General features: G+C 37.8%; 22 protein-coding genes. 7 read left to right on the top strand and 15 right to left on the bottom strand.

Features of this window, described 5'->3' with window-relative positions:
* Nucleotides 1-7 precede the first annotated feature (7 nt).
* The 5 genes from CHB68_RS00670 (at nucleotide 8) to CHB68_RS00650 (ending at nucleotide 4,454) form a co-directional block, all read left to right on the top strand.
* The gene (locus CHB68_RS00670) at nucleotides 8-1,351 is read left to right on the top strand and encodes a serine hydrolase domain-containing protein (protein ID WP_089258568.1); all 1,344 of its coding nucleotides are present in this window, start codon (nucleotides 8-10) and stop codon (nucleotides 1,349-1,351) included.
* Between the two features lie 37 nt (nucleotides 1,352-1,388).
* A complete protein-coding gene (locus CHB68_RS00665; protein WP_089258566.1) occupies nucleotides 1,389-2,519 on the top strand; it encodes a CNNM domain-containing protein in 1,131 nt (376 codons plus the stop codon).
* A gap of 6 nt (nucleotides 2,520-2,525) precedes the next feature.
* The gene (locus CHB68_RS00660) at nucleotides 2,526-3,002 is read left to right on the top strand and encodes a methylated-DNA--[protein]-cysteine S-methyltransferase (protein WP_089258564.1); all 477 of its coding nucleotides are present in this window, start codon (nucleotides 2,526-2,528) and stop codon (nucleotides 3,000-3,002) included.
* A gap of 128 nt (nucleotides 3,003-3,130) precedes the next feature.
* Nucleotides 3,131-3,850 carry a 3'-5' exonuclease gene (locus CHB68_RS00655; RefSeq protein WP_089258562.1) on the top strand — a complete coding sequence of 240 codons (720 nt, stop codon included), beginning with the start codon at nucleotides 3,131-3,133 and terminating at the stop codon, nucleotides 3,848-3,850.
* Between the two features lie 94 nt (nucleotides 3,851-3,944).
* Nucleotides 3,945-4,454: a DUF3124 domain-containing protein gene (locus CHB68_RS00650; protein WP_089258560.1), complete on the top strand. Its 510-nt coding sequence runs from the start codon at nucleotides 3,945-3,947 to the stop codon at nucleotides 4,452-4,454.
* Between the two features lies 1 nt (nucleotide 4,455).
* On the opposite strand, the gene CHB68_RS00645 is transcribed toward CHB68_RS00650, so the two are convergent.
* Nucleotides 4,456-6,657, bottom strand: coding sequence for a S8 family serine peptidase (locus CHB68_RS00645; protein ID WP_089258558.1), 2,202 nt, complete (start codon nucleotides 6,655-6,657; stop codon nucleotides 4,456-4,458).
* A 159-nt stretch (nucleotides 6,658-6,816) separates the two neighbouring features.
* Nucleotides 6,817-7,794, bottom strand: coding sequence for an endonuclease/exonuclease/phosphatase family protein (locus tag CHB68_RS00640; protein WP_089258556.1), 978 nt, complete (start codon nucleotides 7,792-7,794; stop codon nucleotides 6,817-6,819).
* Nucleotides 7,795-7,868: 74 nt separating this feature from the next.
* On the opposite strand from CHB68_RS00640, the gene hflX reads away from it, so the two are divergent.
* Complete coding sequence (gene hflX, locus CHB68_RS00635) at nucleotides 7,869-9,080, top strand: GTPase HflX (protein WP_089258554.1); 1,212 nt, start codon at nucleotides 7,869-7,871, stop codon at nucleotides 9,078-9,080.
* A 277-nt stretch (nucleotides 9,081-9,357) separates the two neighbouring features.
* Here the strand turns inward: hflX and CHB68_RS00630 are convergent, their stop codons facing one another.
* From CHB68_RS00630 to CHB68_RS00570, 13 genes are all read right to left on the bottom strand, one after another.
* Complete coding sequence (locus CHB68_RS00630; RefSeq protein ID WP_089258552.1) at nucleotides 9,358-10,287, bottom strand: DUF3078 domain-containing protein; 930 nt, start codon at nucleotides 10,285-10,287, stop codon at nucleotides 9,358-9,360.
* Between the two features lie 78 nt (nucleotides 10,288-10,365).
* Nucleotides 10,366-10,872: a DUF2480 family protein gene (locus tag CHB68_RS00625; protein ID WP_089258550.1), complete on the bottom strand. Its 507-nt coding sequence runs from the start codon at nucleotides 10,870-10,872 to the stop codon at nucleotides 10,366-10,368.
* A gap of 42 nt (nucleotides 10,873-10,914) precedes the next feature.
* The gene (locus CHB68_RS00620; protein ID WP_089258548.1) at nucleotides 10,915-11,247 is read right to left on the bottom strand and encodes an SUF system Fe-S cluster assembly protein; all 333 of its coding nucleotides are present in this window, start codon (nucleotides 11,245-11,247) and stop codon (nucleotides 10,915-10,917) included.
* A 5-nt stretch (nucleotides 11,248-11,252) separates the two neighbouring features.
* A complete protein-coding gene (locus tag CHB68_RS00615) occupies nucleotides 11,253-11,678 on the bottom strand; it encodes a SufE family protein (protein ID WP_089258546.1) in 426 nt (141 codons plus the stop codon).
* A gap of 73 nt (nucleotides 11,679-11,751) precedes the next feature.
* A complete protein-coding gene (locus tag CHB68_RS00610; protein ID WP_089258544.1) occupies nucleotides 11,752-12,966 on the bottom strand; it encodes an aminotransferase class V-fold PLP-dependent enzyme in 1,215 nt (404 codons plus the stop codon).
* Nucleotides 12,967-13,057: 91 nt separating this feature from the next.
* Nucleotides 13,058-13,678, bottom strand: a complete 621-nt coding sequence (locus CHB68_RS00605) for an outer membrane protein (RefSeq protein ID WP_089258542.1) — start codon at nucleotides 13,676-13,678, stop codon at nucleotides 13,058-13,060.
* A 121-nt stretch (nucleotides 13,679-13,799) separates the two neighbouring features.
* Nucleotides 13,800-15,116 carry a Fe-S cluster assembly protein SufD gene (gene sufD, locus CHB68_RS00600; RefSeq protein ID WP_089258540.1) on the bottom strand — a complete coding sequence of 439 codons (1,317 nt, stop codon included), beginning with the start codon at nucleotides 15,114-15,116 and terminating at the stop codon, nucleotides 13,800-13,802.
* Between the two features lie 76 nt (nucleotides 15,117-15,192).
* On the bottom strand, nucleotides 15,193-15,945 hold the full coding sequence (gene sufC / locus CHB68_RS00595; RefSeq protein WP_089258538.1) for a Fe-S cluster assembly ATPase SufC: 753 nt from the start codon (nucleotides 15,943-15,945) through the stop codon (nucleotides 15,193-15,195).
* Nucleotides 15,946-15,951: 6 nt separating this feature from the next.
* Nucleotides 15,952-16,824 carry an N-acyl homoserine lactonase family protein gene (locus CHB68_RS00590; RefSeq protein ID WP_089259726.1) on the bottom strand — a complete coding sequence of 291 codons (873 nt, stop codon included), beginning with the start codon at nucleotides 16,822-16,824 and terminating at the stop codon, nucleotides 15,952-15,954.
* Between the two features lie 13 nt (nucleotides 16,825-16,837).
* On the bottom strand, nucleotides 16,838-18,283 hold the full coding sequence (sufB, locus tag CHB68_RS00585) for a Fe-S cluster assembly protein SufB (RefSeq protein WP_089258536.1): 1,446 nt from the start codon (nucleotides 18,281-18,283) through the stop codon (nucleotides 16,838-16,840).
* A 334-nt stretch (nucleotides 18,284-18,617) separates the two neighbouring features.
* Nucleotides 18,618-18,947 (bottom strand): HesB/IscA family protein, encoded by a 330-nt coding sequence (locus CHB68_RS00580; protein ID WP_089258534.1) that lies wholly within the window; start codon nucleotides 18,945-18,947, stop codon nucleotides 18,618-18,620.
* A gap of 124 nt (nucleotides 18,948-19,071) precedes the next feature.
* On the bottom strand, nucleotides 19,072-20,415 hold the full coding sequence (locus CHB68_RS00575; RefSeq protein WP_089258532.1) for a hypothetical protein: 1,344 nt from the start codon (nucleotides 20,413-20,415) through the stop codon (nucleotides 19,072-19,074).
* A 2-nt stretch (nucleotides 20,416-20,417) separates the two neighbouring features.
* Complete coding sequence (locus tag CHB68_RS00570) at nucleotides 20,418-21,638, bottom strand: choice-of-anchor B family protein (protein ID WP_089258530.1); 1,221 nt, start codon at nucleotides 21,636-21,638, stop codon at nucleotides 20,418-20,420.
* Between the two features lie 140 nt (nucleotides 21,639-21,778).
* Here CHB68_RS00570 and CHB68_RS00565 point away from each other — a divergent pair, with 140 nt between their 5' ends.
* Nucleotides 21,779-23,236 (top strand): Gfo/Idh/MocA family protein, encoded by a 1,458-nt coding sequence (locus CHB68_RS00565; RefSeq protein WP_089258528.1) that lies wholly within the window; start codon nucleotides 21,779-21,781, stop codon nucleotides 23,234-23,236.
* The last annotated feature ends 46 nt before the right edge of the window (nucleotides 23,237-23,282 follow it).

Below are 23,282 nucleotides of genomic sequence, written 5' to 3'. Positions count from 1 at the left end.
TAAAACAATGAAAAATACAATTATAATACTGATAAGTTTATTTTTTCAGACCCTTGTTGCCCAAGATTCATTGTCTACGCTATTAAGATTACCGGCCTCATCCACCTTACAACAATCATCTTTGGTGCATTATAAATTAGACTCTTTATACATTCATAATCAAGTAGATAGCATTATAACAAATGGTATAAAAAACCAATCGTTTCCTGGCGCCCAAGTTCTTGTGGCCAAAAATGGTAATATTATTTTTCATAAAACATATGGACATCATACTTATGATAGCGTTCAACCTGTTCAAGTAGATGACCTCTATGATTTAGCATCCGTCACCAAAATTTTAGGACCCTTGCCGGCAATTATGAAATTGGTAGATGATGGTAAATTGAACTTGGACCAGCCGTTCAGTAATTATTGGAAACCTTGGAAACGAAGAAAAGACAAACGACACATTACCCTAAGGGAGATTCTGGCGCATCAGGCAGGCCTTCAACCGTACATTGTATTTTTAAACACCACATTAAAAAATAACGGTAAGTTTAAAAAGAGGTTTTTAAGAAATTCCCCTAAAATAAAATTCCAAAACAAAGCATATGAACATATTTATGTAAGGAATAATTTTAATAGGAAGATGTATCGTATGATCAACCGCTCAAAGGTATCGGAAGAAAAAATTTATACCTATTCCGGTCTGGCATTTTTACTATTTCCAGAGTTGATCGAACAACTTACGGGTAAATCGTACAATGATTACCTACAAACAGAATTTTATGGCCCCCTTGGTATGCATACGTTTGGTTTTTTGCCAAAGAACAAAAATTTTTCCAACAATATTGTTCCCACTGAAATTGATACCCTATATAGGCATACACTGACCAAGGGTTGGGTACATGATGAAAATGCATCGTTATTAGGTGGCATTTCCGGTAATGCGGGACTTTTTGGCACCGCAGATGATTTGGCGATCATTATGCAGCTTTTTCTTCAAAAAGGAATCTATGCAGGAAAAAGATATATCTCGGAAAATACGGTTAATGAATTTATTAAGGTACAATATCCCGAAAATGGAAATAGGCGTGGCCTCGGCTTTGACAAACCTTATTTAAACAATGAGGATTTTACCCTTCAAAATGCTTATCCGGCACCAGAAGTAGGCCAAGGTAGTTTTGGCCATAGCGGCTTTACGGGTACGTTTGTATGGGCGGATCCTGAGCATGAACTGATTTATATATTTTTATCCAATAGGGTATACCCAACTAGGGAAAACAGGAATATTTATGACCTAAATATTAGACCTGCCGTACAGCAAGTATTTTATAAGGCATTTGATAACGTTTTACAGCGCACACCTTAGCATATTTATTGATATATTAGATGTTTAAAACAACCGTATGGGACTATTAATATTCTACGCATTAATTTCAATTTTCTTTTCCTTTCTATGTTCAATTCTAGAAGCGGTACTATTGAGTATAACACCAACGTTCATTAACGTAAAGCTCAAAGAAGGAAAGACCTATGCAAAAACTTTGGAGCAATTAAAGAAAGATGTAGATCAACCTTTAATTGCCATACTCACCATAAATACCATAGCACATACGGTAGGTGCCATTTTGGTAGGTGTACAGGCCAAAGCGGCGTATGCAGATTTATATGGCGACCAAAGCAGATCAATTTTTGGAGTAGAGTTCACGGAGGACCTCATGGTAGGGGTGGTATCTACCATTATGACCATACTTATATTAGTAGCATCGGAAATTATTCCTAAAACTATAGGTGCAACCTATTGGAAACAATTGGCCAATTTTTCTGCAAAGACCCTAAAAATCATGGTTATAGGTCTACAATACACTGGCCTGCTATGGCTTTTAAGATTATTTACCAAAATGGTTGGCGGCGGCAAACATCATGGTAGTGTTTTAAGTAGGGAAGATTTCCATGCCATGACAGATATGGCCCATAAGGAAGGTGTTTTTGAAAAATCGGAATCTACGATTATAAAAAACTTGTTGCGTTTTGAGGATATTCTCGTGAAAGACATTATGACCCCCAGAGCGGTTATGAAAATTGCTTCCGATGAAAAATCCATAGCAGATTTTTTCAAGGATAATCCAAAACTTCGTTTTTCACGGATTCCGGTCTACACAGAAAAGATGGACAACATTACCGGCTTTGTCCTCAAGGATAATATTTTGGAGGAAATGATCAATCAAAATGGTGATATACCATTAAAGGAAATAAAACGTGAAATCTTGGTCACCCGTAGAAGTACCCCTATACCTACTTTGTTTGAGACCCTTATCCAAAAACGGGAAGCCATTGCCTTAGTAGTAGATGAATATGGATCGGTAAGCGGACTGGTGACCATGGAAGATCTCATTGAGACCCTATTGGGGCTTGAAATTATGGATGAGAGCGATAACATAGCAGATTTACAGGCTTTGGCCCGTAAGAATTGGGAGGTAAGGGCCAAGGAATCTGGCGTTATAGAAAAACCTGCAGAGAGCCCCGATAAAAAATAGCATTTAATGGAGGATACCGCATACATATCTACACCTTTGGGCATTGCCAAGATTATAGGTGATGTAGAAGGGATATCCTCTATCGTAATCCTAAATTCAGAAGAACCTCTTACAGATATTATTCCTGAAACCTTGGAGGATGCCGTATACCAATTAAATGAATATTTTGAAGGTACCCGCACGAAATTTTCCTTGAAACTTAATCCGCAGGGTACGGAATTTCAAAGAAAGGTATGGTCAGCGCTTGAAAAAATTCCATATGGCAGAACAGTGTCCTATCTCCAACTTTCAAAACTTTTAGGTGATACCAAGGCAATAAGAGCGGTAGGCTCTGCCAATGGTAGAAATCCGTTATGGATCGTAGTGCCTTGCCATAGGGTCATTGGTAGTGATGGAGCGCTTACGGGATATGCTGGGGGCCTACATAGGAAAAAATGGCTTTTGGAACATGAAAGTCCACATAAACAACAAAGTTTGTTCTGAACTTAAAGACTGGAGAAATAATTTAACAAAATTATCCACCTTTAATTTTATTTGACTTCACGCTGTCCGTTTTCTGATTTTATAATAAAGTGGTATCTTAAATTGCTCTATTAGTGTAATTTAAAAACATGCAAAGCAAGATATCTTTAGACAATATACTATTTCTGGATATTGAGACCGTACCTGAAAAAAGTTCATTTGATCAGCTAGATGACATTACCAAAGAACTTTGGGCCCATAAATCCCAGTACCAAAGAAAAGACGAAATAACCCCAGAGGAATTTTACGAACGCGCCGGTATTTGGGCGGAATTTGGTAAAATCATCTGTATTTCCGTTGGCTATTTTACATTTCAAGGCGATACAAGAAATTTTAGGATTACTACATTTCACGGAGAAGAAAATAAATTACTGCAAGACTTCAAAAATTTATTGGACGAACATTTTAATCACGCTAAGCATGTTTTGTGCGCCCATAACGGTAAGGAATTCGATTTCCCCTATATTGCCCGTAGAATGATTATTCACGGAATAGCGTTACCGGAAAAACTAGACCTATTTGGAAAAAAGCCATGGGAAATTCCACATTTAGACACCATGGAACTTTGGAAGTTTGGAGATTACAAACATTATACGTCATTGAAATTAATGGCTCATGTACTGGGCATACCTTCACCAAAAGAAGATATTGATGGCAGTATGGTACGTGGGGTCTATTATCAACAAAACGATTTAAAACGTATAATTACCTATTGTGAATTAGATGTACTGACCACTGCCCAAGTTTATCTACGACTAAGAAATCAAGCAATTTTAAAAGATAACGAAGTAAAGAAAGTAGCCAATTAATAGTTTAGAGTTAAAAAAAGCAACCAACGATATAAAAACATGACGAATGACGTAATTTTGTTTATACCATCATTGTTTTAAAAGAGTCCTATTTATGAAAAAATGCATCTTATTATTCTCAGTAATTGTCTTAGTAGCAAGTTGTGTGCAAGAAAAGGAAATAAGCTCTATAAATCCTGAAAACTGGACAAAGAGAAAGGCAACCATAAATGCTATGGATTCTTTAGAGCATGGAAAATCATACTTGTCCATTTACTCCCAAATTTATAGCAGTTCTGAACACAAGACCCATAATTTAACCGCTATGGTAAGTTTACGTAATACCAGCGATATTGACACCATATACTTGACAAAAGCCGAGTATTTTGACACCCATGGTACTTCGTTGAGAAATTACTTTAACCATCCTATATATTTGGCTCCTTTGGAAACCGTAGAAATCATTATTGATGAGATGGATGTTGAAGGTGGTACAGGCTCAAATTTTATATTTGAATGGCATGCGCCAAAAGAATGCCCGGAACCTTTATTTGAAGGGGTAATGAATTCTACCGTTGGTCAACAAGGATTATCGTTTACAACACAATCCAGACGAATTAAATAAATTAATACTTATAGAATTTGGCACTTTTTTTAAGTCCAAAATCCTGAACCTGCAAAACATATAAACCCGGTGGTAGATCGGATACGTCTATCCTAGAATTGGGAACCTTGCCCATTTTTAATTCTACACCACTGGTACTAACAATCCTATACATAGTAGTATCGGTAGTGTTTAAATTTAATTGAATTGCATTAAAAGCAGGGTTAGGAAATACATTGAATGAAAGCTCTGGTGCAATGTTCAATGTATTGAAGCTTTCCAAAACGGTTTCTGCCCCTTTAAAGGTGAATGTCATGGCATAACCAAATTCAGAAGCAACATTTTGTGAACAGAACGATCTAATTCTTAAGGTATAGGTGTGCTCCAAATTCAATCCTTCCCAAGCAAAACTATTTTCATTTACATATTCTGTAATCCATTCTTGTTGGTTTGTTTCTCTATACTGCACTTCGTATAGGGCATCATTATTCTGCTCCCATGTCAAATTTAAACGAGCCTCATCTACGGTGTCAATTTCAATTTCCTGTGGTGCCTCCACACTACAAGCATTCATTTGAACACCACTAAGAATTAAGGAAAATTCCTGAAATTCATTTTGCAGTTTTCCTTTATGGGTAATGGTAATGGTATAATTACCACGGGCGTTAGGAATATCTATTCGTTCAAATGGGTCCACAGCATTATCGCCATTGGTAGCATTACTGCTAGCTTCACCCGGATTAAGTTTCCACGGTAAAAACGTTTTTCCATCCTTGGTAATTTTAATGTCCAAATCATTGACAAGGGCTTTCATGGTATTGTTCAGCTCTCCTTTGTTGACAAAAGTTGAGGCCATATCAGTCCAAGAGATAGAAGCGCTAAGGGTCTCCCCTTCCATTGCCTGTATTTCCATTGAAAAAACGGTATTGTTCGCTAATGTTTCTTCTGTTATATAACTATTATAATCTTTATTGAATAAAAGCTCCGCAGCTTTTTTAGCGTTCATGACACCCCAGCCCATTCTATAATCCGGCCCTGGCGCGTCAACATCATCGGCTGTATGTAATGCCAATCCTTTTAAAGTAGCTGCACGCATATAGGAACCATACAGCTCTTCGTGATACTGTTGTAACAGTAACAAAGATCCGGTAACGCCAGGTGTGGCCATAGAAGTTCCTGAGGATAAATTATAACTAGTAGTACTATAGGAATCCGTTGAAAGAATAGAAGAACCGTTACCGGCAAGATCAGGCTTTATTCTACCATCATCCACGGGACCAAAACTACTATATGCGGATACACTGGCTTTTTTCAAGTTGCCATGTTTGTCTATTTCTGAATTTGCTCCTGCAACGGTAATACCATTTTTGGCTAAGGTAAAACCCAACAATACATCATAGCCATCATTGTCCCGACCAAATAATGGTGAAGCATTATCATTACTTTTTTGGGCGTTTCCAGCTGCTGAAACCATTAAATAATAAGGAGCATTGAACATGATCTTGTCCCAATCCTGTGCAACTTTGGTATAGGCTCCAAAATACCAATCCGGTACCCGATCCGCCATTATTCCATAGGAATGATTGGACAATAACATACCATTGGCCGCTGCTTCGGCAACCTCAATTTTATCCCTGCTCCAATCATGGCTTATCACCTTTGCCTTATTGGCAACCCCTTTTGCTTCCCTTTTAATACCTGTTGAGATAATACTTCCTGTGACAAGGGTAGCATGTTTATCAACCTCAGCACCTTCATCCCCAACATGCATTCTTGATGTATATTCCACATGATCGCTTAAGGCTATACCAGAGTCCCAAACACCTACTTCTAAATTTTCTCCGTCCAGATTTAATCCTAAAAGACCGTTCGTATTCAATGTGGTAGCCCTAGATACTAGACCTGCCTCGTCTGCAAAAGTCTCATAATATAATGGACTGCCGTCATCACCTATTTCCTGTAAGGCAACTTTTTGACCATTGGCCAAAGTATCCGTTAATTTCCAATTATTTTTTTCTGCCAATTTGTGCAAAAGCACTGTGTTGGCTTCATATTCGTATTTTAAAGTGGACTTGAAATTATTTAAACTAGTAATATTGGTACCAGCTGTTATCTTTAAACGCTGATCCACAGTTTGGGCACTTACAATCTGCACACCCCACATTATGGCACAGCATACAAGGAGTATGGTAAAACTGTGGTAGGTTTGCGAATTGACATTCATAGGTTGATAGTAATGTAAGATTTGGACTACAAATATATAATCCTTTTACTACCATCCTCGATTGATGGAATTTATTCGACGAAATGCCTTTATAATATAGGTAAGTTGTTGTGAAACTTCAATTTTTCGATGTGTAAGTATTTTCTTTCAATTAAATGTTCAAGTATTGAAGGTAAACATTGCATAAACCGGAAAATGATCACTATATCCTCCCATATATTTATGGGACACAAAAGTTCTATAAGGTGTACCTTTAAATTTCCCTTTCTTTTCCATTAACGATTTATGGTTATAGATACCGGCGTTATCAAAACTATGCGTGCCCTTCTCATAATTAAAGAATGAACTGGAAATTAATATTTGATCAAATAGATTCCATTTCATGTTATAAATAGAAGACCCTTGACTATTAGGTATATGCAAACTTTCCATAGGATTAAAGAGTCCACCTTTATTTTTAAGCACTTGTACACTTTCTGATGATGGATCATCATTGAAATCACCCATTACAATGACATTAGGTTCTTGCTCTGTTTGTTTAATGATTTCCATACGCGCAATTATTTCTTCTGCGGCAGCTATTCTCTTATAAGCTGTGGCAACATCTCCCTCACGTCTGGAAGGCCAATGATTAATGAAAATATGCATTAACTCATTATTGAACTCCCCCTTTATGTACAGAATATCCCTTGTAGTGTCCCTGATTCCGCCGGCATTATCTACCAATAGGGCGAGTGGTTCCGCATGGAGTACCTTAAAAAATTTTTTTCTATAGATCAATGCCGTGTCTATACCCCGTTCATCTGGAGAATCAAAATGCACAAAACCATATCCTAAGTCATCCAAGGGATCAGTATCCACTAAATCTTTAAGTACTTGGTTATTCTCTGCCTCTGCCAAACCCAAAATAGCCGGTGGATAAGGATGGCCATCATCACCAATATTGACCATGGTCTTCGCTAATTTTCTCAATTTACGCTGGTAGCGTTCCAATGTCCATTTTTTTACTCCATTTGGGGTATAATCGCTATCCAAAATCTTAGAATTTCGTCGTGGATCAAATAGATTTTCTACATTGTAGAATGCCACGGTATATTGTTGCTTTTTAGGTTTTTTCTTAAAAAAGGGAATGCGCATGTAACTTTTTATTGAATCAATAAAAATACGAAATGGCTTATAGCTAAATGCTTAATTTTGCACTTTACATTATTATGATAGAAAAGAAGATAACAGATTATGAAAAAGCGGTCCTTATTGGGATAATCAATAAAGACCAAAATGAGGAAAAGGTAAAGGAATATCTAGATGAGCTGGAATTTCTTACCTATACTGCAGGTGGTGAAGTTTATAAACGTTTTACCCAACGTATGGATGTTCCCAATCCTAAAACTTTGATTGGAACGGGTAAAATGGAAGAGATAGAAAAATATGTTGATGAACATGAAATAGGTTCTGTCATTTTTGATGACGAACTTACCCCAGGTCAACAGCGTAATATAGAAAAACAATTACGTTGTAAAATCATTGACCGTACGAGTTTGATCTTGGATATTTTTGCACAAAGGGCACAAACAAGCTATGCTCGTACGCAGGTAGAATTGGCGCAATATGAATACCTTTTGCCAAGACTAACAGGACTTTGGACACACCTTGAACGACAAAAAGGTGGTATAGGTATGCGTGGACCCGGTGAAACGGAAATTGAGACGGATAGGCGTATCGTTAGGGACCGTATAACCCTGTTGAAAAAGAAACTTAGCAAGATCGATCGTCAAATGGAGACCCAAAGGGGTAACCGTGGTGCTTTAGTGCGGGTTGCCCTTGTAGGATACACCAACGTAGGCAAATCTACCTTAATGAATGTCATTAGCAAAAGTGATGTGTTTGCGGAGAACAAATTGTTTGCCACATTAGATACCACGGTAAGAAAAGTGGTCATAGGCAATTTACCGTTTTTACTGAGCGATACGGTAGGATTCATTAGAAAATTACCTACACAACTAGTTGAAAGCTTTAAAAGCACATTGGATGAGGTTAGGGAAGCCGATTTGCTTTTACATGTGGTGGATATTTCGCATCCTCAATTTGAGGAACATATAGAATCCGTAAACAAAATCCTTTCAGAAATTAAAAGTTCAGAAAAGAAAACCATTATGGTGTTCAATAAGATCGATCAGTATGAGTATGAAACCATAGATGAGGATGATCTTATTACGGAACGCACCGGAAAGCACTTTACCATTGCAGATTGGAAAAATACCTGGATGGAAAAAGTTGGGGATCGTGCCCTGTTCATATCTGCGCTGAACAAAGAGAACTTGGATGAGTTCAGGAAAAGGGTCTATAATGAAGTCAGGGACATTCATGTTACCCGTTTTCCTTACAACAACTTTTTGTACCCTGAGCATTTAGATGAGTACTAAATGCCAATTATAATATGAAAAGTGCAGTTCATCGATGAAATTAAACCATTGATAAATTTCACCACAGATTAAAGTTGGTTCACAACATAAATTATCGACAACTAAAGTATTGGTCTAATTTTACCTTGTGTTTAAGTATAAGTGTTGACCCCAAATCGATATTTAACTTATTTAAAACTAAAAGTAAAATCCCAAATTTTACGATAATTACTTAACCTAAAAAAGCCCTCTTTAAAGAGGGCTTTTTCATTGTTATACTTATATATATCCGTAATTCTTAGAAAGCATAGTTCAAACCTACTAAGAAGTAAGTTTGTAATTTGTTGTCCACATTGTCAAATGTAGCGCCTGCTACAGGGTTAGGACCTGTCAACGCATAGTTTAATGCTTCTTGCTTATTGTCACGTAGTCCAAATTCAAAACCTAGTCCTATACCGTTCCATAAGGTGTAACCAAATGAATTGATCCAAGTTAAGTTAGAAAGGTCTCCACTCTTATAGCTTTGGAACATAGAAAGGTTAGATTTAAAATTAACCGCTCCTATTTTCTTTGTATAATCGGCAACGATTTTGGCACCTAAAGAAGACTCAAAAACCGCATCGTTTTCACTGAATACAAAGTTGTAGTTCAATGGGTGGATAACAACTACTAGGTCTGCAATTGGGGTCCATGTAGCACCAACACCTAAATCCAAGTATCCAGGATCATTAAAATTGTTCAAAATGGTAGTTCTGTACTCCCCTAAACCTGAAATGGCGAATTTCTCGCTTAATTTTCTTCCGTAAAGCGATGTAATGTTGAATACATCTGTACCTTGCTTAAAGCTATCGTCATCGGTTGGATCGTTCTTATCGTCAAACTTTACCCAGCCCAAGTTAATGTTTCCAGAATTTCTCCAAAAGAATTTTTCTTCGGTCAAATTCGCAAATGCGTTCATGGTTACTCCAATATTACCTGAAGACAGGTCTGGAGTGCCTTGTCCATACCAGTTATTAAAGCTGCTGATGTTGGCACCGATAGTTCCGAAAGCACCTTTTTTCCATCCTGGTAATTTATCTATTTGCCCTTGTAAGGCATCCACTCTGCCCTGAATTGCCGCTATAGAATCTTTCTTTGGTCCTATTTGCGCCTTAAGTTCCTCTTCGGTCTGTGAAAAACCAATACTTGCTACCAAAGCACAAGCTAGAGTTAAAACAATCTTCTTCATGATATTAATGTTTATAGTTTATAGTTTATAGTGGCGCAAAGGTAAGTATTGTAAACAAAATCTCTAAATAGGATTTTGTTATTTTCTTTTGTATAAGGGCACGGCCGAACATGCTTCGCCATACATGACCGATTTTGCTACCGGCTGTAATTTGGCGGCAAGAATTATATATGCATTAGGTGGTACAGCTTTTTTGGTACAGCCCTTAATGATTACCGATTTATCCTGAAACTCCGTAAAATCTATGGTATCAAGAATAGATTGATATAACAGTGTCTCCAAATCTACCAGGCTACCTTGAACAATTTTTTTAGCAAACGGACTTAAATTCATGGACAATAGCAGATATGCCCAGCCAGGAACTATAGCGTCTGTAGAACAGTGCATAGCCACATAAGCATTGTTGTATTGGGACCAATCATGCTGTGCTACATGTGCCCTAAACTCCTTTTCCTTTAGAATAAAACCTTCATATAGCCAATCTTTGATATCCAATACCATTCTATTGCCAATAGGATAATAATCCTCTAAATTAAAGGTAATGAGTTTGCTCTGCGCTACTCTGTTCACAATTTCCTCTTGCATACCCCGCTTGTTTTATACTTTAATCCTTACCGCCTGTTAGAGTTAAAGCAAGCCTAATTCCAATTTGGCTTCTTCACTCATTAAATCCTGTGTCCAAGGTGGATCAAAAGTTATTTCTACCTCGGCGTCCTTAATGGCATCCAATGATTTTACTTTTTCCTCTACTTCTGCAGGCAAGGATTCCGCTACGGGACAATTGGGCGAAGTCAAGGTCATCAAAATCTTAACCTCGTTGTCCTCATTGACCAAAACATCATAAATTAAACCTAATTCATAAATATCCACAGGAATTTCCGGATCATAAATAGTCTTTAAAATCCTTACTATTTTTTCACCTAATTCCGCACTACCCTCCGCTATATTTTCTTCACTCATAATTTTTATTCTTCAATTTGTGTTTGATATGCCACTGCATATAATTTTAACTGCTTGATCATACTTACCAAGCCGTTGGCCCTAGTGGGAGACAAATGTTCCTTTAAACCAATTTCATCTATGAACTGGGTATCGGCATCTAAAATATCCTGCGGCTTTTGATTGCTGAAGGCCCTGATCAAGATAGCTATGATACCTTTTGTAATAATAGCATCGCTATCTGCAGTAAAAACCAACTTATTGCCCTCTAGCTCTGCATGCACCCATACCTTGCTCTGGCACCCTTTAATGATATTATCCTCGGTTTTGTACTCCTCTTTGATCAATGGAAGGGATTTACCCAATTCTATCATATACTCATAGCGCTGCATCCAATCATCGAACATGGAAAATTCATCGATAATTTCTTCTTGTATCTCTTTAATGTCCATTGCTTAATTTTCTACAAAAATACGATAACAAATGATGAGTTTCAACAGTTATGACACTCTATAAGTTATTGTTCTACAACAACATGCTTTTAGCCTTTAACACCCCTGTAACCAGTACATCAACTTCTTCTCTAGTATTATAAAAGGCAAAGCTTGCACGAACCGTTCCCGGTATTTTATAAAAATCCATTATTGGCTGTGCACAATGGTGACCTGTACGCACGGCAATACCCAGTTTATCTAAAATACTTCCCATATCATAAGGGTGAATATGTTCTATATTGAATGATATTACAGAAGTTTTGTCCTTAGCCGTACCGTATATTTTTAGTCCGTCTATCTTTTCTAATTCTTGCGTAGCATATTCCAAAAGCTCATGCTCATATTTTGCGATTTCATCAAAGCCTATAGCATTCATGTAATCTAATGCCGCCCCAAAAGCTATACCACCACAAATATTAGGCGTACCTGCTTCAAACTTATGGGGTAAATCCGCATAGGTAGTTTTTTCAAAAGTGACTTCTGCAATCATTTCACCACCGCCTTGGTATGGGGGTAATTTATTTAACCATTCTTCCTTGCCATATAACATGCCAACCCCTGTTGGTCCACAGATCTTATGAGCGGAACACGTGTAAAAATCGACATCCAAAGCCTGTACATCAGGCACTAAATGAGGTGTGGCCTGCGCACCATCTATCAATACCGCAGCACCAACACTATGGGCCCTATCTATAATTTCCTTAATAGGATTAATAGTTCCCAAGGCATTAGAAATATGGTTACAGAAAACCAGTTTAGTTTTATCTGAAAGTAATTCGTTATAAACATCCATTCGCAATTCCCCTTCTTGGTTCATTGGAATTACTTTTAAAATGGCTCCGGTACGTTCAGATAACATCTGCCATGGAACAATATTGGAATGGTGCTCCATTGCGGATACCAATATCTCATCCCCTTTTTTTATTAAAGACGAAAATCCATTTGCCACAAGGTTAATACTATGTGTTGTACCTGAAGTAAATATGATTTCATATGACTTGGCCGCATTAAAATGTTTTTGAATCTTTAATCTTGCCTGCTCATATTTATCGGTAGCCTCTTGTGAAAGCGTATGCACCCCACGATGTATATTTGCATTGTAGTTTTGATAATAATCTACAATAGTGTCTATAACCTGTTGCGGGGTTTGCGATGTAGCGGCATTATCCAAATAGACCAACGGTTTGCCATTTACCTCACGCTTAAGAATTGGGAAATCTTCCCTTATTTTTTTAATATCTAACATAGCCAATCTTCTTATATACAAAGATACCCGATAATGAAAACATATCGGGTATTGTACCGCTCCTTTTGTATTAAAGTCTCACTATTTCATTTTAAAATCGGAATCCTAAACCAGCTTTTAACAAACCTATTTTTTCTTTGAAATCATAAGAATACGTTTGATCGTTCCTAGTTTCCTCCCCTTTCTTATGTACGTTCAGATAATCATATTGCACTTGTATAAAAAAGCGACTGGAAAGGTCATAGGAAATCCCCAAATTTAAATTTAAACCCCCATTCGTATTTGAATAGTCCGCCTCTACATTACCCCCGTCATTATAATAATAATCGTCTACCGCAACCGTATATCCCAGAGCTATTTGAGGTTTTAGTCTTGCCAATCCTGGAATAGCCAATTCCGCAAATAGTTTTGGCTGAACCAATATTTGCTTTGCTTCGTAATTAAATTCTCGATTCTCAAATCCTGGACCACCGTAAATAAAATTATCTTCGTTCCTTAACAAAGCAGTATTTAAGCCAGCTCCTAATTGAACAGCTCCTAAATCCATAAACCGGTATTTTATTCCCAGATCAATTATACCGTTTAATTCGATGTCTCCATCATTTTCAGAAACATTGACGGGGTAATTAGCTTCTACACTCCATTTCTTGTTTTGCGCACTAACGCAATATGTACACATTACCAAAAACATTACAAGTAAAGATTTTTTCATATTAAGTTGGATTTAAATTGATACGACCAAACTAACCTAAAAAATATGTAGGAAAACACAACGGTTCGTTAAGAATGACCTAACGAACCGTTAATTTTATTGAATAAAATAATGAATGTGTCTACAAATCGAACCCAAGGTTCACCCCTAGCTTCTTCGCTATCAATTTATTTATTCTAGTCTTTAACTCAGGAATACGAACAGAAGTAAGAACGTTATTAGCAAAAGCATACATTAACAATGCACGTGCTTCTTTTTGTGGAATACCTCTTGACTGCAGGTAAAACAATGCATCTTCATCTAACTGTCCTATAGTACACCCATGGGAACATTTTACATCATCAGCGAAAATCTCCAATTGTGGCTTTGTATTGATACTGGCCTTATCACTAATTAAAATATTATTGTTTTGCTGAAAAGCATTGGTTTTTTGGGCAATTTTATCCACAATAATCTTACCATTGAAGACTCCGGTTGAACTATCTCCGTAAATACCTTTATAATCTTGGTGACTCTCACAATTAGGCTCAATATGGTGCACTAAGGTATGATGGTCTACATGTTGTTTTTCACCCAAGATGGTAATTCCCTTCATGGTAGAGTCTATATACTCACCATTTTGAAAAAAGTTAAGGTTGTTACGTGTCATTTTTCCACCAAAGGAAAATGTATGAACCTTTACGACGCTCTTATCCTTTTGATCAATATAAGTGTTATCTATCAACGATGCATTGGCAGCATCATTCTGTATCTTATAAAAATCTATAATAGCGTTCTTATCTGCATATATTTCCGTTACCGCATTGGTAAGGATGTCGTTGGAGGTCAAACTCTGGTGCCGTTCTATAATTTGAACCTCGGCATTTTCTTCAACCACCACCAAATTTCTAGGTTGTAACATTAAAGAAGCCTCGTTACCCGTTGAGAAATGTAAAATCTCAATAGGTTTTTTCGGCATTTTGTTCTTTGGAATGTATATATAGGCACCCTCACGGCTAAATGCCGTGTTCAAGGAGGTCAAAGATTCGTCCTTAGAGGCTATTTTATTGAAATAAACATCAATAACGGGCTTATACATTGGCTTTGTCAACGCGGAACTCATTAAACAGATGTCTACTCCATCATGTGTAGTTTCAGAAAGGTAAGAACTATAAATACCGTCAACGAATACAATTTTATAAGAATCTATCTCATGTAGAAAATAACGCTTAACGTCCTTATACTCTATAGTATTTTCCTGTTTTGGAAAAATACTGAAATCTATTTTCTGTATACTGTTCAACGATGTATACTTCCAAGCCTCTTCCTTTTTTGAAGGAAATCCTTTTTCCTCAAAATTCTTTATGGCGGCCATACGAACCTCATGTACCGGATGCTCCACGTCCACATTGTTCTCAAACGCCATAAAAGAAGAAATCAATTTATCTTTTAAATCCATATATCTTTAGTATTAAGTCCTTAGTACAAAGTAATAAGGACTCTATACTAAGTACTTTGTACTTAGTACTAATTTTTTAAACCACTGTTTCTTGCTTTAACCAGTCGTACCCTTTTTCTTCAAGCTCCAAGGCCAATTCCTTGCCACCTGATTTAACAATTTTACCGTTGTGCAAAACATGTACAAAATCTGGAACAATATATTCCAACAGACGTTGGTAGTGCGTAATTAGAATAACCGCATTATCCTTACTCTTTAATTTATTCACCCCGTTGGAAACGATACGCAATGCATCGATATCAAGACCGGAATCCGTTTCATCCAAAATAGCCACTTTAGGTTCTAGCATGGCCATTTGAAAAATTTCATTTCTTTTTTTCTCACCGCCAGAAAAACCTTCATTTAAACTACGCGATAAGAATTTACGGTCTATTTCCAATAATTCTGATTTTTCCCTGATCAACTTCAACATTTCCTTTGCAGGCATATCTTCAAGACCTCTTGCCTTACGGGATTCGTTAATGGCCGTTTTCATGAAATTGGTTACGGATACTCCAGGAATTTCTACCGGATATTGAAAAGAAAGAAAAACACCTTTATGGGCTCTTTCTTCTGGTGACACGTCTTCCAAGTCCTCTCCGCTTAATTCTATGGTGCCTTCCGTAACCTCAAATTCCTCTTTACCCGCAATTACGGATGCCAAGGTACTTTTACCTGAGCCATTAGGGCCCATAATAGCATGTACCTCACCCGCCTTAACTTCCAAGTTTATTCCTTTTAGTATTTCCTTATCCTCCACACTAGCGTGTAAGTTTGTAATTTTCAACATAATATGTTACTTTAAATATTCTGGTGCCTTAGGCATTTTATTAAAATCTTCTTTTGAATGTTGCATGTATACTTTGGCATTGTTCTCCTTTGCCAAAGCTTCAAAACTGGACATGCTATTTAATGTTTCCTCAACATCATAATTAAAAATAGGTACTCTTCTATGTGTTCTGTTTTCATACAAATGATACAGATCTCCGGTTAATAGTAAAGGGCCGCTTTCAGGAAGGTCCAAATACAAAACCTGATGTCCCGGGGTATGTCCTGGCATAGATTTAATGACAACGGTACCGTCACCAAAAACGTCATAGTCACCAGTAATCGGTTTTGTCTTGGTCAAATCCTTGATCGCGTTATAAATATCCGCATTGTTCTTTTGGGTTTCCTCACTTGTGATAAAATCATATTCACTTTGTTGCACCAACCATGTAGCCTCTTTAAGAACATTGGCATGCCCACTATGGTCAAAATGGGTATGGGACAAGGCTATAAAATCAATATCCGTTGGCACCATGCCAATGCGTTTTAGTTGATTTACTACAGAGTCTTTTCTACTTACCGTAAATGCGCCGCTTGGATCCGTGTACGGTTCATCCATAGCGATTAAACTTTCAGGAAGTCCTGCATCCCACATGAGATTACCTTTAGGATGGCTAATAACATAGAACGGGTCTGCAAATTCCTTGGTCTGACCTTGATAGGTGGTGTCCTGAGAAAATAATTCCAGGTTATTGACCATAACAGTACCGCCATTAAAAGTGTATAATTTGACCTCTGGCTTTACTACTTCTTGTGAAGTGATTTCAGCTTTAGTTTCGTTCTTATTTTCTTTGCAGCTAAATGCAAAAATCAGAACTATGATGATTAAAAAATTTCTCATTAGTGTATTTACTTTATCCAACAGAACCTTCTAAACTAATTTCCAAAAGTTTTTGAGCCTCCACGGCAAATTCCATTGGTAACTTATTCAACACTTCTTTACTGAACCCATTTACGATCAACGCTATTGCTTTTTCCGTATCAATACCTCTTTGATTGCAATAAAATATTTGGTCCTCACCAATCTTACTGGTTGTGGCCTCGTGCTCTATCATTGCCGATTTATTTTTGGCCTCAATGTAAGGGAATGTGTGTGCCCCACATTCATTGCCCATTAAAAGGGAATCGCACTGCGAAAAATTACGCGCACCTTCCGCACGGCTATTCACCTGTACCAACCCACGATAACTGTTTTGAGATTTTCCGGCAGAAATACCTTTAGAGATAATGGTACTTTTGGTGTTCTTTCCAATATGGACCATTTTGGTACCTGTATCTGCCTGTTGGTAATTATTCGTGACCGCAATAGAATAAAATTCGCCTATGGAATTATCTCCTTTTAAGATACAGGAAGGATATTTCCAGGTAACGGCAGATCCTGTTTCTACCTGTGTCCATGAAACTTTGGCGTTTTTCTCACACAATGCTCTTTTGGTCACAAAATTATAGACCCCGCCTTTACCGTCCTTGCCTCCTGGGAACCAGTTTTGAACCGTAGAATATTTTATTTCCGCACCGTCCAAGGCAATTAATTCTACCACGGCAGCATGCAGTTGGTTTTCATCCCTAGATGGTGCAGTACACCCTTCTAGGTAACTTACATAACTATCTTCATCTGCAATGACCAATGTACGTTCAAATTGGCCGGTACCTGCTTGGTTGATTCTAAAATAGGTAGAAAGTTCCATTGGACAGCGAACACCTTTAGGAATGTAACAGAAACTACCATCAGAAAAAACAGCGGAGTTCAAAGCCGCATAAAAGTTATCTCTTTTTGGCACTACAGAACCAATGTATTTTTTTACCAGTTCAGGGTGTTCCTTAATGGCTTCCGATATGGAGCAGAATATAATTCCTTTTTCCGCCAAGGTCTTTTTGAACGTGGTGGCAACCGAAACCGAATCCATAACAATGTCTACCGCAACATTCTGTAGTTTCTTTTGTTCGTCTACAGAAATCCCAAGTTTCTTGTACATCTCCAACAATTCCGGATCAACATCATCCAAAGTTTTGTTGGGGTCTGCCTTTTTAGGGGCGGAATAATATGAAATTGCCTGAAAATCGGGTTTTGTATAATGTACATTTGCCCATTCTGGCTCAACCATTTCCTTCCAATACTTAAAAGCCTCTAAACGCCAAAGCGTCATCCATTCCGGCTCCTCCTTTTTCTTGGATATGGCAATAACGATTTCTTCGCTCAAACCATTTGGAAACGTTTCAGATTCTATATCAGTGTAGAAACCATATTCATACTCTTTGGTTTCCAATTCTTTCTTTAATTCTTCTTCTGTATATGCCATATATTCATAGTTAATAAGTTAAAAGTTGACGAGTTAAAACTAACCACATCTCTTCTTAACATATTTAATATAGTTTGCTAGCTGCTTTGAAATTATCGCAATTTGCTCTCTATATTCTATTAATTCTCTTTTTTCAAAATATCCTGTTTAATCCATTATATAAAAAGGATTCCGCGACTCTTTGGATAATCCTTAAGCAACATATAAGGCTGACCGTCAAGCAATTTAAAGATATCCCCTTTAAACGCTTTTGATAATTTGTATACTTCTAAATTTTCAAAAGAACAATACATAACAACCTTTGCCTATTTACTTTTTCTCGTTTTACTTTATTCTATAATGAAAAACTTTCACCACAACCACATGTTCTTTGTGCATTGGGATTGTTAAAGACGAAACCCTTACCGTTAAGTCCACCAGAATATTCCAATACTGTACCTACTAAGTATAAAAAACTTTTTTTATCTACAATGATACGTACATCGTTATCTTCAAAGACCTTATCGGCTTCATCTTTTTTATTATCAAAATTCAATTCATAAGACAATCCACTACATCCGCCGCTCTTAACACCCACACGCACATAATCCTTGGTCGCGTCAAAACCTTCCTCTGTCATAAGGTTGATGACTTTCCTTTTAGCCGTTTCTGATACCTGAATCATAATTAACTGGATTTAATCTAAATAGTTTACAAATATACGTCATAAGTAGGTTTTTTCCATAGAACCTAACATTATTATAACGTATATCAACATAGGAGAATCCTATAAGAATATCTGGTGTGTTTTATTTGATTTTTAAAAGGATCAAGTCTGATTTACCTTTAAGGGTAAGGGGGTTAAAATCGGCACTTGATGATTCCCCCACAACGAAAACGCTCCCATCTGGGTTTTCCATAAGGTCAAAACCAAAATCAAGCCCGGAACCGCCATAAGATTGCTGCCAAACAAGATTACCGGTTTGGTTGGTCTTTACCAACCAAATATCATTTTCCCCCATATTGTTAGAGGCATCATAATCATTGCTTTTAGTGTTTCCGGCAATTAAAAATCCGCCATCCATACTTTCTACGACCGCCTGTGCCAGATCAAACTTGCTGCCACCATAGGTCTGCTCCCATTCCAAATTGCCATTTTCACCCAATTTGATCATCCACATATCAGATTCACCGTGGTTATTTAAAATATCGCCGTTAGTACTAAACGTATTGCCTACGACCACAAAACCGCCATCCGTAGTTTTGGCAATATCATAGGAAACCTCAATACCTTCCCCACCAAAAGATTGTTCCCAGACCAGGTTACCAAACGCATCTACCTTTACGACCCAAAAATCATAGCTACCATTGGTGCTACTAATATCATAATCGTCACTTTCGGTAAAACCGGCCATGACAAAACCACCGTCATTTGCCTGTACCACACTATGCGCACGATCATTGTTGGTTCCTCCAAAATAACCGCGCCATTGCACACTGCCCTCTTCATCTATCTTGGTGCCCCAAAATTCACCTACGCCATGACTCGTTAAAGTATTACCTTTTTCAGTATTACCATCTGCACGTGCGGATGTAATATCCAAAAATCCTGTGAAAAAATACCCTCCCTGAGATGCCTCAAGAATATCGTAGGAATGGTCATGTCCAGAAAAGCCGTAACTACTTTCCCACTCCAAATTGCCCTGAGCATTCAACTTCACGATCCAATTGTCATGAAATCCTTCATTATTAGTGGCGTCGCCGTCACTGCTCATTGCATAACCGGTTAAAATAAACCCGCCATCACTGGTCTGTGCCAAACTTTGCCCAATATCATCTTTGCTGCCCCCATAGGTTTTGTTCCATTGTAAATTTGCATCGCGGTCAAACTTTAAGAGCCAATAATCATTTTCTTCAACGGTTTTGGTATCAATATCACCATTTATACTGCCTGTATATCCAATAATTGCAAAGCCGCCATCATTTGTCTTTATAATGGCCTGAGCACTTTCAACACTACTACCGCCAAAATTTCTAACCCATTCCAATTCTCCCTTGAACGAAGATTCCAAAGTATTGAACGTTACTTCCGCTTCTTCCTTTGCACAAGAAAAATAGAGCATAATAGAGATTATAAGTGCTGTTTTACGCATATTCACTCAGATTTTTTAATGATAAAAAGTCCGCCATCAATATCACTGACAATAACATTTCCACTTTCAAAATAGGGATAAACACTCCACACACCAGAGAACTGGGTGTTATCATTTGCCGGGTAGGTATCAAAAAAAGCCTCTTCAGTAATTACCTTGTCCCCTATATTGGTTATGTTCAACACACGGACTCCGGCAGTGTAATTAGCTAGAAAAAATTCGTTCCCCAAAACATATCCATTATGGTCTATAGCACTTGTAGGACCTAAATAGGTGTGGTGCAAAACAGGATTTTCCAAGTCCGCCATATCAAAAATCAAAGTTCTGGTGTTAAAACCTTGACGGATTTCATCCAATTCATCTCCTAAAATAAAATACCGCTGGTCATCTGTAAACCACCCTTGGTGGGTATAACCAATATTTGGATAAGGCAAAGTAGCCAATGTCAAAGGGGAATTTTTATTGCTAATATCTACTATAACAACTTGATCTTCATTAGCCCCAACAAATAGTTCCGCACCTTGATAGTCAGTATCTGGACCACTATACGTAATGACCTGTGCATCATGAGTATACCCGTTAACACCCCACCCACCGGCCGTCAGAGGGGCAATTGGATTTTGAAGATCAAGAAAATGTACGCCACCATTGTAGTCATCGTCCCTATCTGTACCCACAGGATAGGCAAATCCAGAGGAGGGATTGATTACGATATTATGAGCATTACCAATACCGGTATAATTACCATCTGCAATAAACGTTAAGGGAAGATTATTTACTCCCCTAAGTTTTTTAAGGTCGAACACTTGAACACCATGATTATCGGCCTCGGCAACGATGTAGGCATAATCTCCATAAACCTTTACATCTCTCCAAGAACTTGCACTGGTAGCAGTGGGCAATTTTCCCAGATAAGTTGGGTTTTCGGCATCCGTAATATCTATAAAAGCTGTACCATTATCCAAACCCATAATTGCGTATTCCTTTCCTGTCTCAACATCTGTCCACCCCCAAATATCATTGCCCGAAGCCGCCTGCATCGTTTCCAAACTAATATTGGCCAAAAAATCATACCCATTACAAGGGTATATTCCCGCCATACCGTTTTCACAAGGTATGGATGTAGGTGTAACAACATCGGGTACATTATTCTCAATAGGCTCATTATCAGAAGAGCAACCAAAAAACCCAAAAAATGTTAAAAGATAAAGAACCTTTTTCATGCAATTAATTTAAAATCAATACTTAAAGATACTAATTGCATTTTATGAAAAATCATAAAACTGAATTGAGCTCCATATAATTGCTATAATTAAATTATCTTGATGATCAAATCAACTAACAACAAAAACAAGTTTACCTTATGTCAAACAAAAAGACACACATTAAAAAAAGTTCGCGCAGAAAATTCATGAAAAATACCGGTATGGCCGCAGCCGGATTCATGATCGTACCTAGACATGTATTGGGTGGAACAGGGTTTATTGCGCCAAGCGATAAACTGAATATTGCCGGTATTGGCGCAGGTGGCAAAGGACAAAGTGATATTGCTTCGTTTGCAGAAAGTCCAAATGTCAATATTGTATCATTATGCGATGTTGATGATAGGCAGGCCGTTAAATCTAGAGAAGCTTTTCCCAAGGCCAGTTACTATAATGATTTTAGGGAAATGTTAGAGAAGGAAGGCAGTAATATTGATGCCGTTTCCGTTTCTACACCAGACCATAACCATGCGGTGGCAGCATACCAAGCAATGGCAATGGGCAAGCATGTATATGTTCAAAAACCGTTGACCCATGATATTTGGGAAGCCAGAATGCTTACCGAAGCTGCAAAAAAATTCAAGGTGGTAACCCAAATGGGAAACCAGGGCGGATCTGGAGATGGGGTCCGTAAAATGAAGGAGATTTATGATACAGGTATTATAGGTGATGTCCATACCGTAAAATGTTGGACCAATAGGGCAATTTGGCCCCAAGCGTTGCAGACACCTACCAAAAAAGATAGAATACCTAAAGGTCTAAATTGGGACCTTTGGCTAGGCACTGCGGCAATGCGCGATTATAATGATGCGTATTTACCGTTTGATTGGAGAGGGTGGTCGGATTTTGGTACGGGTGCCTTAGGTGATATGGCATGCCATATTATGGACCCCGTTTATAGAATTTTACCTATTCTTTATCCGGATACCGTAGAGTGCAGTGTATCGGATTCGTTCAAAGGGAATTTTGAATACAAGGATTATCCAAAAAGTTTTCCAAATTCCAGCAAAATCCATCTTAGCTATCCAAGAACCGATGGCAAAGGCAAAATAAAGGTTACTTGGATGGATGGCGGACTACTTCCTGAGCGCCCAGAGGAACTAGGGGATGATGAAGCCTTAGGAAATTGGGATGGCGGCGTGCTATTTATAGGTACTAAAGGAAAACTAATGGCAGATTGTTATGGCGCCAACCCAAGGTTATTGCCATTAAGTCTCAACGAACAGTTTGAAGTAGAGCAAACCATTGCCCGTGTACCGGAAGGCCATTATTTACAATGGGTAAATGCATGTATGGCAGGGTATGGCAATGCAGAAACCAGCTCCTCCTTTGACTATGCCGGTCCGTTTACGGAAAGTATTCTAATTGGTAATTTAGCATTGAAATCATATTTTGAAGTAGACCCTACCGTGGAAAACCAAAGCTTTTGGGGCGGAGGCAAGCAATATTATGGCAGAAAACGCTTACAGTGGGATGCAGCAAATATGAAGATCACCAATTTTGAACCGGCCAATAAATATGTAAAAAGAACCTATAGGGAAGGGTACTCCTTAGGCTAGACCGTTAATTTGCTTCTAATTGATTTTAATAATGAACCGGGGCACT

The organism is Maribacter sedimenticola, from assembly GCF_900188415.1.
Taxonomy (GTDB): Bacteria; Bacteroidota; Bacteroidia; order Flavobacteriales; family Flavobacteriaceae; genus Maribacter; species Maribacter sedimenticola.
This window is presented reverse-complemented; position numbering and strand designations above follow the sequence as displayed.